The sequence below is a fragment of the Ruegeria sp. BHSB172 genome (assembly GCF_059613165.1).
Genome location: NZ_JBXWRZ010000059.1, coordinates 1 through 14,756 on the forward strand (window position 1 = coordinate 1; position 14,756 = coordinate 14,756).

Consider the following 14,756-nt stretch of genomic DNA (forward strand, 5'->3'; position numbering starts at 1 on the left):
AGGACGACGCGCGAATCTATCGGTCCTATGCGGAAATGCTGCGCCAGGACTATCCGGCGACGGCGAAGATCTTCGACGGCATGGCCGCCGAAGAGGACGAGCACCGCCGTCGCCTGATCGCGTTGCATGAAAAGCGATTCGGCCCGGTCATTCCCCTGATCCGCCGCGAACACGTCGCCGGGTACTACGCCCGCCGCCCCATATGGCTGGTCGAGAACCTCGGTATCGAGCGCATCCGCGAAGAGGCCGAGATGATGGAGCGCGACGCCGAGCGGTTCTATCTGGCCGCCGCCGCGCGCACGACCGACGCCGCGACCCGTCAGTTGCTGGGCGATCTGGCGGCGGCCGAGGCCGGGCATCAGGCCACGGCAAACGAATTGGAACAGGCCCATCTGGGCCATGACGAGAAAGAGGCCGAGAAGGCCATCGCGCATCGGCAATTCATTCTGACCTGGGTGCAGCCGGGGCTGGCGGGGCTGATGGACGGATCGGTGTCGACCCTGGCGCCAATCTTTGCCACCGCCTTTGCCACCCATGATCCGTGGACGACCTTTCTGGTGGGTCTTGCCGCCTCGGTCGGGGCGGGCATCTCGATGGGCTTCACCGAGGCCGCCTCGGACGATGGCGAGTTGTCGGGCCGTGGCTCGCCGGTCAAGCGCGGGCTGGCCTCGGGGGTGATGACCACGCTGGGCGGGCTGGGCCATGCCCTGCCCTATCTGATTCCGGACTTCTGGACCGCGACGATCATCGCCTTCTTCATCGTGTTCGTCGAATTGTGGGCCATCGCATGGATTCAGAACCGGTACATGGAAACGCCGTTCTTCCGTGCGGCCTTCCAAGTGGTTCTAGGCGGGGCGATGGTACTGGCGGCGGGGATATTGATCGGCAGCGGGTGACACGCGACTTGCGAAGCGGTCAAATCATGTTACCACTTCGCCCATGGTCGATATCTTTCTGCGCACCCTGCCCTTCTTTGCGATCATCGGCCTGGGATACTGGGCCGGGCGAAGCCGGTTCTTCACCGAGGACGCCACGGCCTATCTGACCAAGTTCGTGTTCTACTTCGCGCTGTCGGCGATGCTGTTCCGCTTTGCCGCCACGCTACCCTTTGCCGAGATCTTCAATGCGCGGCTGATGCTGGGCTATCTGATAGGCACGGCGGGCGTTTACGCGCTGGCGACGCTGGTGGCCTGGCTGCGCGGGCTCGACATCCCCACCGCGGCGGTCGAAGCGCAATGCGCGGCCATCGGCAATGTGGGCTTTCTGGGTCTGCCGATGCTGGCCATGCTGTTCTCCGAGGCCGCCATCGGGCCGGTCATGCTGGTTCTGACGGTCGATCTGGTGGTGTTTTCCTCGCTGATCGTGATCCTGATCAATGGCGGGCGGGATGGTCGGCTGAGCGTCGGGACATTGCGATTGATTGGGCTCGGTTTGCTGAAGAACCCCATGATCGTCTCGATCTCGGCCGGGTTGATCTGGTCGGCCCTGCAGATGCCGGTGCCGGCCCCATTGAACGATTTTCTGACCATTCTGGGCGGCGCCGCCACGCCGGGCGCGCTGTTCGCCATCGGCGCCTCGCTGGCCACCAAATCGGCCGAGCGGGTTCAGATCGCGTTATGGCTCAGCTTTTGCAAACTGGCCGTGCATCCGGCTTGTGTGGCCGTAGTGCTGCTGTGGCTGCTACCGACCGATCCTTTTGCCGCCGCGGTGGCCATTTCCGCTGCCGCCCTGCCCGTGGCCGGGAACGTCTACATGCTGGCAGCGCACTACGGGGTGGCTCCGCACCGGGCCTCGGCGGCAATCTTCTTGTCGACCCTGGTCAGCATTTTGACCATTCCCTTGGCGATCGCCTGGGTCGGGACCCCCTGAAGCAGGACAAAAAAGCCGCGTTCCCGGCCCGCTGCACTTTACGCGGCGTCCCTTGCCCGTTAGCCATGGCGCAAAGCCAACGAAAGGATGATGCCAGATGGAAACCCTTTCCGAGAACGCCTGTTTCGGTGGCGTGCAGGGTGTGTACCGCCACTCTTCAGCGGCGTGCCAGTGCGACATGACTTTTGGCCTGTTCCTACCGGCCGAGGCCAAGGACGGCCCGGTTCCAGTCTTGTGGTATCTGTCGGGCCTGACCTGCAACCATGAAAACGCGATGGTCAAGGCGGGCGCGCAGGGCTGGGCCGCAGAACAGGGCATCGCACTGGTCTTCCCCGACACCTCGCCGCGCGGCGAGGGGGTCGCCGACCACGAGGATTACGATCTGGGCCAGGGTGCCGGGTTCTATGTGAACGCCACCCAGACCCCCTGGGCCCCGCATTTCAACATGTGGGGCTATGTGGCCGAAGAGTTGCCCGCGCTGCTGGTCGAAAACTTCGCCATAGACGGCGACCGCCAGGCCATCACCGGACATTCCATGGGCGGCCACGGCGCGCTGACGCTGGCGATGAACCTGCCGGGCCGGTTTCGGTCGGTCTCGGCCTTCGCGCCGATCTCGAACCCCACGGCCAGCGACTGGGGCCGCAAGCAGTTGAGCGCCTATCTGGGCGACGACCCGGCCGCCTGGGCCAAACATGACGCGGCGCTGATGATGAAGGAAAAGGGCTTTGACGGCCCAATCCTGATCGACACCGGCACCCACGACCAGTTCATCGACCTGCTGCGCCCCGAGGCCCTGGCCCAAGCCATCGCCGAACGCCGTCAACAGGCGACGGTCCGGCTGCAGCCGGGCTATGATCATTCCTACTTTTTCGTGTCCACCTTCATGGAGGACCACGTCACCTTCCACGCCGAAGCCCTGTACGGAGACTAAGGGATGAGCGAATACGACTATGATCTGATCATCATCGGCTCGGGCCCATCGGGCCGCGCGGCGGCGATTCAGGCGGGCAAGCTGAAACGCAAGGTTCTGGTGGTTGACCGTCGTGACCGTTTGGGCGGCGTGTCGGTTCACACGGGCACGATCCCGTCGAAGACACTCCGCGAAACGGTACTGAACCTGTCTGGCTGGCGCGAGCGCAGCTTTTACGGCCGTTCGTACCGGGTCAAGGACCAGATCCGCGCCGAGGACCTCAAGGCCCGGCTGCACATGACGTTGGACTACGAGGTTGACGTGCTGGAACACCAGTTCAACCGCAACCACGTTGAAACCATGGACGGCGTGGCCCGTTTTGTCGGCCCGCACGAGATCGAGGTCACCGCCGATGCGGGCGACACCACCCGCCTGACGGCCGCGAAATTCCTGATCGCCACCGGCACCAAGACCTATCGCCCCGATTACGTGCCCTTCAACGGCAAGACCATCGTTGATGGCGACGAGTTCCTGGAAATGGCCGAGATCCCGCGCTCGCTCTGCGTGATCGGCGCAGGCGTCATCGGGGTGGAATACGCCACGATGTTCTCGGCGCTCGACGTGCGGGTGACGTTGATCGAACCGCGCGAGACCTTCCTGGATTTCATCGACAAGACCCTCATCCAAGAATTCACCCACCAGATCCGCGAAAACGGGGTGGACCTGCGCCTGGGCTCGGCCGTGGAGAAGATCGAGGACGCCGGCAAGCATGTCGAGGTCACCATGGCCAATGGCCGCCATGTCCGGGCCGAGATGCTGCTGTTTGCGGCGGGCCGCATGGGCAACACCTCAGCGCTGAACCTCGAAGCGGTTGGAATCGAGACCGACCACCGCAACCGCATTTCGGTCGACCGTAAGACCTATCAGACCTCGGTACCGCATATCTATGCCACCGGTGACGTGATCGGCCATCCCTCGCTGGCCTCGACCTCGATGCAGCAGGGCCGCGTGGCCGCCTGCCACGCGCTGGACACCCCCACCCTGCCCGAAAGCCCGTGGTTCCCCTATGGCATCTACTCGGTGCCCGAAATCTCGACCTGCGGCATGTCCGAGGAAGAGCTGCAGGAACGCGGCATTCCCTACGAGGTGGGCGTCGCCCGGTTCCGCGAGACCTCGCGCGGGCATATCATGGGGCTCGAGCATGGGATGCTGAAGATGCTGTTCTCGCTGAAAACCCGCCGGGTACTGGGCGTGCAGATCGTCGGAGAGGGCGCGACCGAGTTGATCCACATCGCCCAGGCGGTGCTGAACCTGAAGGGCACGGTGGACTATTTCGTGCAGAACACCTTCAACTATCCGACCCTGGCCGAGGCCTACAAGATCGCCGGGCTCGACGCCTTCAACCGGATGCCGATCCCGGACGAGTTCAAGGTACGCAAATCGGACACGCCCGAACCAGCAAAGTTGGCGCCCAAAAAGGCCAAGCAGGCGTGACGACCCTGTATGTCGATGGCGACGCCTGCCCGGTGAAGGCCGAGGCCGAGCGCGTCGCCACGCGGCACAAGGTGCCGATGGTCGTGGTCGCGAATGGCGGGCTGCGCCCGTCGACCAACCCGCTGGTTCAGATCGTCACCGTGGCGCAAGGCGCGGACGAGGCCGACAAGTGGATCGCCGAGCGGTGCGGCGCGGGCGACATCGTCATCACCTCGGACATCCCGTTGGCCGCCAGATGCGTCGAGGCCGGCGCGCGGGTGCTGCGCCCCAATGGCGAAGCCTTCACCGCCGCCAATATCGGCCAGCAACTGGCGATACGCGATCTGATGGCGGATCTGCGCGCCGCCAATCCGCTGGGCGCCGGGGGCGGTGGCAAACCGTTTTCCAAGGCCGACCGGTCGCGGTTTCTGGACGCGCTCGAGCGCGAGATACGCGTCGCCCTGCGCGGCTGAGTTTGGCCTTGCATCCCGCCCGGCGGGTTGGTTCAGTCGGCCCCGAACGCAACACAAGCGAACAGGAAATCTCATGCCCGTAGAAGCGGTCGTTTTTGACATCGGAAATGTTCTGATCGAATGGCAGCCCGAGCGGTATTATGACCGCGTGATCGGCGAGGACCGGCGCCGCGAGATGTTCTCGGCCGTCGACCTGCACGGGATGAACGACCTGGTCGATCAGGGGCATCATTTCACCGAAACGATTTATGCCTGGGCCGAGAAACACCCCGAATGGCGCGACGAGATCCGCATGTGGCACGACAACTGGATCGAACTGGCCGCTCCCGAGATCCCGCATTCGGTCCGGCTGCAGCGCGCGCTGCGGGCCAAAGGCGTGCCGGTCTTTGCGCTGACCAATTTCGGGGTGCAGAATTTCGACTATGCCACCACCGTCTATCCGTTCCTGAACGAGTTCGACCGGCACTATGTCTCGGGGCGGATGAAGATGGTTAAACCGCATGCCCCGATCTACCAGATGGTCGAACAGGATTGCGGCCTGCCGCCCGAGACGCTGCTGTTCACGGACGACCGGATCGACAACATCGAAACCGCCCGTGGCCGTGGTTGGCAGACCCACCATTTCAACGGCCCGCAGGGCTGGGCCGAAAGGCTGGTGGCCGAAGGTCTGCTGACCCCGGACGAGGCTGCCTGATCCTATGCGGCCGCGGGCTGCGCGGGGCGGTTTTCGCGGATCGGCAGGTGAACGATCGCGCTGAAGGCGCCGACCGCGACCCCGATCCACCAGACGACGGTGTAATCGCCGTAGATGTCATACATCCGGCCGCCCAGCCACACGCCCAGGAACCCTCCGATCTGATGGCTGAGGAACACCACGCCATAAAGCGTGCCCATGTAACGCAGGCCGTAAAGATGCGCCACCAGCCCCGATGTCAGCGGCACCGTCGCCAGCCAAAGCGAGCCCATCACGATCGAGAACACGATCACCGACATGGGCGTGATCGGCAGCAGGATGAAAGCAGCGGCCGCGACGGTACGCGCCGAATAGATCGCAGCCAGCAGGTATTTCTTGGGGAAGTGGTTACCCGCCCACCCGGCCAACAGGGTGCCGCCGATATTGGCCAACCCGACCAGCGAGATCGCCACCGCCCCCAACGCCGAGGTGGTGGTGATGCCCATCGAATGCAGCACGCCACCGGGCTGGATCGGGCCGCACATCTCGGTCACAAAGGCCGGGAAATGCGCGGTGATGAAGGCCAGCTGATACCCGCAGCTGAAAAAACCCAGGAATATCAGCGCATATGACGGGTCGCGGAAGGCACGGTCCAGGATCTGGCCCATGCTTTCTTCCAATTCGGCCTTGCTGACCTGCGCGGGCGCGCGCATGAAAGGCAGCGTCAGCACAAGGGCCAGAATTGCAATGGCAAAGATGATGAACACCTGCTGCCAGGGCAGGAAGGTCAGCATCCATTCAGCCGTGGGCGCGCCGATCACCTGCCCGAAGCTGCCCGCCGCGGTCACGATCGCCAGCGACATCGAGCGGTTCTGGTCCGTCGAGGCCCGCCCGACCACCGCCAGTACGACGCCAAAGCCTGTGCCCGCGATACCGAAGCCCACCAGCCAGGCATAGAGTTGATGCCCGAAGGGCGTGACGGACCAGGCCGACAGGACCATCCCCGCCGCATAGGTCAGCGCACCAAGAATGATCGCCCGCCGGTCGCCCATCTTCTCTGCGATGGCGGCAAAAATCGGCTGGCCGATGCCCCAAGCCAGGTTCTGGATCGCGATGGCCAGCGAGAAATCGGTGCGCAGCCAGCCGAACTCCTCGGCGATCGGAATCTGGAACACGCCGAACGAAGCGCGCACGGCAAAGCTGACCGTGATGATCACGCATCCGACGATCAGCACCGGGTTTAGCAGACGGGCGGTTGGGGTCATGGGGCCTCCGGGTTCAGCCGGCCGACAGTATCCGCTTGGGCTCGCTCGTCAATTCAGGAGTTTTGCGGTCACGATTAACCAAAATTGATGCGTGCCGGAGGATGCCTTCTTTTCAACGGCGCGGGCGGGCGCTATGGCTCGGGCCATGACCGACATGATCTCGTTGTACGAGGCCCGCGTTGCCGATGGCACCCTGAACCGCGACGACGCGCAAGAGGCCGTTCTGCCTCAGTTCGAGCGTATCCGGGCAGCACTGGCCGCGCCGGTGAAACGCGGGCTGTTCCGCAAGGCGCCGCCGGCGCCCAAGGGCTTGTACCTGTGGGGCGGGGTGGGGCGCGGCAAGTCCATGTTGATGGACATGTTCGTCGAAACGCTGGGCGATGTTCCGGCCCGGCGCGTCCATTTCCATGCCTTCATGCAGGAAATCCACGCCGGCATGCACCAGGCGCGCGAAACCGGCGTGCAGGATGCGCTGGCGCCGGTGGCGGCTTCGGTCGTGAAATCCGTGCGGCTGCTGGCCTTTGACGAGATGCAGATCACCGACATCACCGACGCGATGATCGTCGGGCGGCTGTTCGACCTGCTGCATGCGGGGGGCGTCGTCGTTGTGACCACCTCGAACCGTCATCCCGACGATCTGTACAAGGATGGCCTGAACCGGCAGCTGTTCCTGCCTTTCATCCACCACATCAAGCAGCAGCTCGAAGTGTGGGAGCTGACGTCGCCCACGGATTATCGGCAAAACCGGCTCGAAGGCTCGCCGGTCTATTTCACACCCATCGGACCCGAGGCGCGAGAGAAGATCCGGGCCGTATGGGCCGACCTGTCAGGTGGACCGGCCGAACCATTGACCCTGCACGTCAAGGGGCGCGAGGTGGTGTTGCCCGCGTTTCGCAATGGTGTGGCACGCGCCTCATTCTATGATCTGTGCGGTCGGATGCTGGGGCCGGGGGATTACCTGGCAGTTGCCGAGGCGGTCAAGGTGCTGGTGCTCGAGGACATTCCACGCCTGTCGCGCAACAATTTCAACGAGGCCAAGCGGTTCGTGACGCTGATCGACGCGCTGTACGAGGCGGAAGTGCGGTTGATCTGTTCCGCGGCGGCGGAGCCCGAGATGCTGTACGTCGAGGGCGAGGGAACGTTCGAGTTCGAGCGCACGGCTTCGCGTCTGCGGGAAATGCAAGACAAGGATTGGGGGAAATAGGGGCGCTGCCCCCGTCGCGGCGGGGCCGCGACTCCCCCGGGATATTTTCAGCCAGATGAAGCCTTAGCCGTTTTCGCGCAGGATGTTCCCCGCGAGATAGAGCGAGCCGCAGATCAAAACCCGGGCCTGTGGATCGCGGGCGGTGATCGCGGCCAGCGCCTCGGCCACGCTGTCGGCGGTGGTGGCGGGCAGGTTCACGGCAGTCGCGGCGGCGGCGGTTTCCGCGGCAGGGAGCGTGTTGGCTTCACCAGGGATGGACACGGCCGTCAGGGAGCTTGCCCTTTCGGCCAGAGGCGCGAGGTAGCCGGTTACGTCCTTGGTGTTGAGCATGCCGCAGATCAGGTGCGTCGGGCGCGGCGGCAGTTTGGCCAGGACATCCGCCAGCGCTTGCCCGGCGGCGGCGTTATGGCCGCCGTCGAGCCAGAGTTCGGCCCGGGGCGCCTGTTCGACCAGCGGGCCGGTCTTCAGGCGCTGCATCCGGGCCGGCCATTCGGCCCGGGTGACCGCTGCCTCGTAGGCCTCGTCGCCCAGGTCGAGGTGGCGCAGGACCGCCAGTGCGGCGCCGGCGTTCTGGATCTGGTGGGCGCCCAGCAGGTTCGGCAGCGGCAGGTCGCGCAGGCCGGTTTCGTCCTGATAGATCAGGCGGCCACGTTCCTCGTGAGCGTGCCAGTGCTGTCCGTAAGCCAGAAGCGGTGCGCCGAGGCGGGCGGCAGTAGCCTCGATGACCTCAATCGCTTCGTCCGGCTGCGGGCCGACGATGCAGGGCACGCCACGTTTGATGATGCCGGCCTTTTCGGCGGCGATCTTGGCCAGCGTGTTGCCCAGGAACTGTTCGTGGTCGATCGAGACTGGGGTGATGACCGTGACGGCGGGTTTTTCGATCACGTTGGTGGCGTCGAGCCGTCCGCCAAGCCCGACTTCGAGCAGCGTGTAGTCGGCGGGTACGCGGGAAAACGCCAGCAGGGCTGCGCAGGTGGTGATCTCGAAATAGGTGATGTTCTCGCCGCCATTGGCGGTGTAGCACTCATCCAGAACGGCGGTCAGGTCGGGCTCCGAAATCAGCTCGCCCGCCAAGCGGATGCGCTCGTGAAAGCGCGCCAAGTGCGGCGAGGTATAGGCATGGGCCGTCAGCCCGGCCCCTTCCAGCCCGGCGCGTATCATCGCCTGGGTCGAGCCCTTGCCGTTGGTGCCGGCGATGTGGATCACCGGCGGCAGCCTGTCCTGCGGGTTGCCCAAGGCCTCGAGCAGACGCCAGACGCGGTCCAGGGTTAGGTCGATGATCTTGGGGTGCAGCGCCATCATCCGGTCGAGGATGACGTCGGATGTGGGCGCGGTCATTTCTTGGGCTTGTCTTCGGCAGGCTTTGCCTGCGCATCGGGCTGTTCGGTTGCGCCCTCTTTCGGGGCGGGCAGATCGCCTTTGACCGCCGGGGGAAGCCCCATCAGCATCCGGGTGATCGTGATCAGCTCGTCCCGCAGCTCGGTCCGTTTGGTGACGCGGTCCAGCATGCCATGATCCAGCAGGTATTCGGCGCGCTGGAAGCCTTCGGGCAGTTTCTCGCGGATCGTCTGCTCGATCACGCGGGGGCCGGCGAAACAGATCAACGCGTTCGGCTCGGCAATATGCACGTCACCCAGCATCGCGTAGGACGCCGTCACGCCGCCGGTGGTGGGATGGGTCAGCACCACGATGTAGGGCAGGTCGGCTTCTTTCAGCATCTCTACCGCGACTGTGGTGCGCGGCATCTGCATCAGGCTGAGGATGCCCTCCTGCATCCGGGCGCCGCCGGCGGCGGAAAACAGGATCAGCGGGCGCTTGAGCTTTACCGCCTCTTGCGCGGCGGCGATGATGGCGTTGCCCACATACATGCCCATCGAACCGCCCATGAACGAGAAATCCTGCGCCGCGGCCACGATGGGGGTGCGGCCGATCTCGCCGGTGGCGACCAGCATCGCTTCTTTCTCGCCGGTTTTTTTCTGCGCCGCCTTCATGCGGTCGGGGTATTTCTTCTGATCGCGGAACTGCAGCGGGTCATCCTTGGGCGCGGGCACCGCGACTTCGGAGAAAATGCCACCGTCGAACAGATGCTTGAACCGTTCGCGCGGGGTGATCAGCATATGGTGTCCACACTGGGTACAGACATTCTGGTTGTCCGCCAGTTCGCGGTGGAACAGCATCGTTCCGCACTCGTCGCATTTGTGCCAGAGATTCTCGGGCACCTCACGGCGGGAGAAAATCGAGTTGATCCGGGGGCGGACGTAGTTCGTGATCCAGTTCATGTCGGAACCTTGCTGATGCGGGTTGCAGTCAAATAAGACGCTACGGAAGGAAATGCAATCAGCGCCTGAGCGCAAGTCGAGCCGTCAGCCACCCGACGATCATCACGCCGAAGTCGACAAACAGCCATTGCCGGAGAAACCCGGTATCGGACATGTCGAACGGCAGGTGAAACAACGCCAGCCCCCCAAGGCTGTCGGGCAGGGACACGATCAGCAATGCCGTGACATTGTTGGCGAAATGCAGGGCGATGGCCGGCCCCAAGGTTCCGGCGCGGGCGGTCAGATCGGCGCTGAGCACACCGAACACGCAGGCCCAGACCGCAACCAGCGCCGCGTTTTCGCCGGCGGCATTGGGCGCATAGTGGCCGGCCGCGAACAGAACCGCGGGAACGCCGATCCAGATCACGGGTGAACGAAACCGTGCCGCCAATGACTGTTGCAGGTAGCCGCGGAACAGAATCTCCTCGGCGCTGGTCTGGATCAGGACTGCGGCCAGAGACAGCGGCAGCAAACCCAGCCACAGACCGACCGGCAGGTTGGGTTCGAACGAAACGCCCATGCCATAGGGTGGCAGCAGCAACAGCACGACCCCCAGGACCAGCAGCGCGCGCAGAACGCGCCAGAACTGCGCCACCGCCTTGCGCCGGGGCCCGATGACGGACCACAGGCTGCGATTCTGGAACTGGCGGACGGCAAGCGCCACGGCCAGCGTGACAAAGCCGAAACTGAACAGCAGGATCAATACCGCCATCGGCGACGCGCCGCTTTGGAACCCGGACACCTGGTCTGGCGGGGCCAGGCCGACCACGGCGGCGAACAGCACCAGGTTCAACGCGACGACGGTCGCGACCACCAGGGCCACCCCGCCGAACAGCCGCCACAAGGCCGCATGAGCGCGCACCGGGGCGACCAGCGCCTCGTGTGCCGCATAGGCGCGTGTCACTTCGCCGGGCTCGGTCATCCGCCAGCCCCGGTTTCGACCTCGGGGGGAAGCTCGATATTCGCCGCCAGGAACCGTTCGGATACCGAGGTCAGATTGCCCGCAACCGTTTCCAGCAGGCTGACCGCAACCGTGGGATCGCTTTCGATGACAGCCCTCAGTTCCTCGGCGCCGATGCGCAGGAACGAACAATCGGTCAGGGCGACAAGATCCAGTTGCCGCGGCGCGCCGGTAATGATCGACAGATCTCCGATCAGGCGTCCGGGCTCGACGGTCGAGATGCGGCGCTTTTCGCCGTCGGGCATCGACCATTCCAGGCTGGCCTGGCCGGACACGCACAGATAGGCCGCATCGGGCGTCTGCCCGCGCGAGAAGATGACCTGCCCGGCCGCCGCGTCGTACCATTTTGCCGAAAAGGCCAAGAGCCGCTGGTTGCGGCCATCCAGCCGTGAGAACAGTTCGGTGGCGGCAATCACCTTCAGCTTGCGGGTGAAGTCATCCGAAGCGCCTTCTTCGACCGGCAGGGCCGCCCGAGAAACCCCGTCAATGCGCCCGTCCTTAATCTCGAGATACAGGTCATAGGCCTCGGGGTGGGAAAAATGATCCTCCATAAAGATCATGATCGAATCGGGCAACAGCTGCCGCAGTTTCATACGGGTCTGATGCCGGCTTTCGGAATCGTGACTGGCCAGCACCTTATCCAGGATCAGAATATCCGGCCGCTTGATCGCGGCGCGGGAAAAGGCCGCCCTTTCCTGGAACACCGTCGGCAGGTTGGCCCCGCCCAGACCGGTGGACAGATCATAGATGATGGCCGCCAGCCGCCGTCGTAGCCCGGCCTCGTTCAACACCTCGGCGACCACGTCCTCGATGTCCCGGTCGTGACTACCCGCGGTCAGCGACACGCGGCCGTAGATGGCATTTTCCATCACCGTCAGGCGCGGGACGTAGACATCCGGCCCGACCTTGACGAACAGCCCGTCGAACGACTGGTGCAGGCTGTCGGCGTGGGTCTTGCGGATCTTCAGGATCTTGTCCTTGTATTCCTCGGGAAAGCTCGGCCCGATCTGTTCGGCCGTCAACATGAACGGTACCGTCAACAGCAAGGCCTTCTCGCCCTCCGACAGGCTGTCTTCGCCCTGGCTGCGGCGGCGCTCCTCGATGTCGAGCAGCCGGTGATACAGTTCCTTCGACAGCCCCAGGCGCAGGAACAGAGGATGATCGGCGCCTTCGCGGCCGAAGGTCTGGTTCAGCGTGTCCAGAACGGCGCTGGCGATGCTCAGCGCATCGCGATCCAGCTCATGCGCCCGAAGCATTTCCAGAAACCGGGCATCCCCGGCCAGAAGGTCTGCGGAAATGTCATTCAGAGGCGACGCAAACAACAGGTTTCCCCCCAGCGGAACCGCCGGGTTGAACTGGTCCGGGTCGAACCGAAAGATATATTTGTCCAGCCCCTTTTCCCTGAGCCGTTCGGCGACCTTGGGCCGCAGCCGGACAATTTCGTCGGCCAGGGCCGGATGCTGCCGGGGGTCGAACTGCGACCGCAGCGTGCGGCGCAGCATGAATTCGTCGATCCCCATCGCCTCGACCAATTGGAACCACCAATCCCGGATGTCTTCAACGCTGTCCAGACCCGCCAGGCTGGGATCAACCCAGTCATCGGACAGTGAATCGGGCAGATTGCCCGACCGGGCCGCTTCGATCGCGAAGCGCGATGGCACTTTGCCATCCTCGGTTTCGTACTGGGGATGCGTGCGCAGGGGCATCAGCAGGTTGTCGCCCAAGGTCCCGCTGAACAGGTAGGGCCGCGAATGCGCGTATCCGATCCGGGCGGCGATCACGGCCTGATGCAGCTCGTCCAGCTTGTGTCCCGACAGGGTGACCTCGCCCTGGGCGGGCAAGACCTCACGCGTGAGCAGCTCGGCCAGGGCGCGCCGCTCAGATTCGTTCGAGGCCTTGATCGCCACACGCGCCTTGCTGGGAATGGTCAGGTCGATATCTTCCAGAACGATCTTTCCGTCCTCGTCCCGCACGGTGACGTTCTTCAGTTCGATGTCGCCGTGCAGATGCGGGATGGCGTCGGGTTCACCTTCGAACAGCTCCTCGGGGATCATGTTGTCGGGGTTGAAGCGTTCGGTCACGACCTGCCAGCGCAGCGACATGTCCTGAACCTGGTTGTAATAGGTCAGAAGATCGCGCCAGGGGCCGCTGAGGTCCTTGTAGGCGCCCAGTGCCGCAACCAGCGCCCCCACCGTGACCTTGCCGGTGATCGCCAGATACCCGCCGATCGAATAGAACAGGAAGGGTGTGATCTGGGTGATCAAGTTGTTGAGAAATTTCATGAAGAACTTCTTGTTGTAGATCTTCACGCGAATCTCGAACAGGGTTCCCAGCCGATGGCTGAACTGGGCCAGCCGATACCGCCAGCCGCCATTCACCCGCAGATCGCTGATACCGGCTGCGGTCTCGCCGATCTCGGTGCTCAGGTGCCGGATTTCCTGGATGCGCTGCTTGTTCAACAAGTTGATTTGGCGCTGCAGGCGCGGGATCAGCCAGGCCTGCAACGGAATGAGCGCAATCGCGGCCAGCCCGAACCACACGCTCTGCATGAACAGGAAGGTCACGATGGTCATCATCTGGCCGAACTGGAAGACCGGCTGGGCGATGGCATCGCCCATGAGCCCGCCCAGCGGCTCGGCCTCGGCGGTGATCATCGACACCAGCTCGCCCTGGCTGGTCGAAGAGAAATAGGGTTTCGGAAACTTCAGCATCCGCCGGATCAGGGTGAACCTGAGGCGGCGCAACATGCGTTCGGCCACGATGCCCTTCATCGTGTTGATCCGCATCTTCATGATGCCGCCGGCGATCACCGTCCCCAGAAACGCAAGGCACAGGATCATAAGGTACTGAACTTGCGTCACCGTCACGCCGAAAAACGTCACCGTGTTGCCCGTGGCACCAATTGCGTCGTTGATGATCCGCTTGGGCAGCTCGAGTGAGGCGTAAAGGAATGGGAAGGAAATCACGGTCAGAAACAGAAGGATGAACTGCTGTTTCTTCGAATGCTTCCAAATAAATGCAAAGAGGGTGGGTTCCATGCCCGGCCTTGTCTTGAAGTTTTGGACTGCGGCCCGTTGCAAAGGTTCCACTGCGGCCGGGTGCCTGACGGTAAGCTTTGGCCGGAGCCATTTCAAGAACACCCGAAAAATTGTTCCGCCCACCCCGCGTCACCGCGAATTTTGCCGCACCCCGCACGAAGGCGGGTTTATCCTGCCCCGGCAAATCGACTAAAGAGGTGGCGTTTCTCGATGCAAGGGCTCATGCGCAAGCTTCTGACACGCTATTTCAACCGAAAGGTGCTGGACCGATGGCGCCGGGCGGCCGCGACCGCCGGCACGGCCAGCCTGCCGCAACTGCGCCTGCAGCGCGATCAGGCGCGCCTGCTACGGTTCGAGCTCAATCGCCTGATTCATGAGGCTGACAGCCGCCTGATGCGGCCCCGGATCGGTTCACGACAATTCCCCAAACCGCTGGGCACAGACTGGTCGTGGCGACCCGACTTGTGGCGCGGGCCGATGCCCGGACGGGGCGTCTGTCCGGTCGCGCGGCAGGAGCGGCTGGATGAACAGACGACCATCTTCCACGATTGCCCGCAGGCCGAGATCGGCAT

General features: G+C 63.9%; 13 protein-coding genes. 8 read left to right on the forward strand and 5 right to left on the reverse strand.

All coding sequences use genetic code 11. The features are described 5' to 3' along the window. From mbfA to AC2FM3_RS16640, 6 genes are all read left to right on the forward strand, one after another. Window positions 1-896: iron exporter MbfA (gene mbfA, locus AC2FM3_RS16615; RefSeq protein WP_496684034.1), on the forward strand; the 896-nt coding region annotated here is incomplete at its 5' end. Window positions 897-939: 43 nt separating this feature from the next. Continuing rightward, the gene (locus AC2FM3_RS16620; protein WP_496684035.1) at window positions 940-1,869 is read left to right on the forward strand and encodes an AEC family transporter; all 930 of its coding nucleotides are present in this window, start codon (window positions 940-942) and stop codon (window positions 1,867-1,869) included. Between the two features lie 97 nt (window positions 1,870-1,966). Continuing rightward, window positions 1,967-2,800 carry an S-formylglutathione hydrolase gene (gene fghA, locus AC2FM3_RS16625; RefSeq protein ID WP_496684037.1) on the forward strand — a complete coding sequence of 278 codons (834 nt, stop codon included), beginning with the start codon at window positions 1,967-1,969 and terminating at the stop codon, window positions 2,798-2,800. 3 nt (window positions 2,801-2,803) lie between these two features. Next, the gene (gene sthA / locus AC2FM3_RS16630) at window positions 2,804-4,273 is read left to right on the forward strand and encodes a Si-specific NAD(P)(+) transhydrogenase (RefSeq protein ID WP_496684038.1); all 1,470 of its coding nucleotides are present in this window, start codon (window positions 2,804-2,806) and stop codon (window positions 4,271-4,273) included. Continuing rightward, window positions 4,270-4,725, forward strand: coding sequence for a YaiI/YqxD family protein (locus AC2FM3_RS16635; protein WP_496684039.1), 456 nt, complete (start codon window positions 4,270-4,272; stop codon window positions 4,723-4,725). Before sthA ends, AC2FM3_RS16635 begins: the two co-directional genes overlap by 4 nt. Before the next feature lie 73 nt (window positions 4,726-4,798). Continuing rightward, window positions 4,799-5,419: an HAD family hydrolase gene (locus AC2FM3_RS16640; protein ID WP_496684041.1), complete on the forward strand. Its 621-nt coding sequence runs from the start codon at window positions 4,799-4,801 to the stop codon at window positions 5,417-5,419. A 2-nt stretch (window positions 5,420-5,421) separates the two neighbouring features. Here the strand turns inward: AC2FM3_RS16640 and AC2FM3_RS16645 are convergent, their stop codons facing one another. Continuing rightward, window positions 5,422-6,663, reverse strand: coding sequence for an MFS transporter (locus AC2FM3_RS16645; RefSeq protein ID WP_496684044.1), 1,242 nt, complete (start codon window positions 6,661-6,663; stop codon window positions 5,422-5,424). 145 nt (window positions 6,664-6,808) lie between these two features. On the opposite strand from AC2FM3_RS16645, the gene zapE reads away from it, so the two are divergent. Continuing rightward, the gene (gene zapE, locus AC2FM3_RS16650) at window positions 6,809-7,867 is read left to right on the forward strand and encodes a cell division protein ZapE (RefSeq protein ID WP_496684046.1); all 1,059 of its coding nucleotides are present in this window, start codon (window positions 6,809-6,811) and stop codon (window positions 7,865-7,867) included. A gap of 63 nt (window positions 7,868-7,930) precedes the next feature. Here zapE and AC2FM3_RS16655 read toward each other — a convergent pair whose 3' ends face one another. The 4 genes from AC2FM3_RS16655 to AC2FM3_RS16670 are packed head-to-tail and all read right to left on the reverse strand — an operon-like array spanning window position 7,931 to window position 14,184. Next, window positions 7,931-9,205: a bifunctional folylpolyglutamate synthase/dihydrofolate synthase gene (locus AC2FM3_RS16655; RefSeq protein WP_496684048.1), complete on the reverse strand. Its 1,275-nt coding sequence runs from the start codon at window positions 9,203-9,205 to the stop codon at window positions 7,931-7,933. Then, the gene (gene accD / locus AC2FM3_RS16660; RefSeq protein WP_496684051.1) at window positions 9,202-10,146 is read right to left on the reverse strand and encodes an acetyl-CoA carboxylase, carboxyltransferase subunit beta; all 945 of its coding nucleotides are present in this window, start codon (window positions 10,144-10,146) and stop codon (window positions 9,202-9,204) included. Before accD ends, AC2FM3_RS16655 begins: the two co-directional genes overlap by 4 nt. Window positions 10,147-10,204: 58 nt before the next feature. Continuing rightward, entirely contained in the window at window positions 10,205-11,107 is a 903-nt protein-coding gene (locus tag AC2FM3_RS16665) for a CPBP family intramembrane glutamic endopeptidase (protein WP_496684052.1), read from the reverse strand. Beyond that, complete coding sequence (locus AC2FM3_RS16670) at window positions 11,104-14,184, reverse strand: cyclic nucleotide-binding domain-containing protein (protein WP_496684053.1); 3,081 nt, start codon at window positions 14,182-14,184, stop codon at window positions 11,104-11,106. Before AC2FM3_RS16670 ends, AC2FM3_RS16665 begins: the two co-directional genes overlap by 4 nt. Before the next feature lie 222 nt (window positions 14,185-14,406). Between AC2FM3_RS16670 and AC2FM3_RS16675 the strand changes: the two genes are divergently transcribed. After that, a partial coding sequence (locus AC2FM3_RS16675) for a DUF6478 family protein (RefSeq protein ID WP_496684056.1) occupies window positions 14,407-14,756 on the forward strand: 350 nt, incomplete at its 3' end.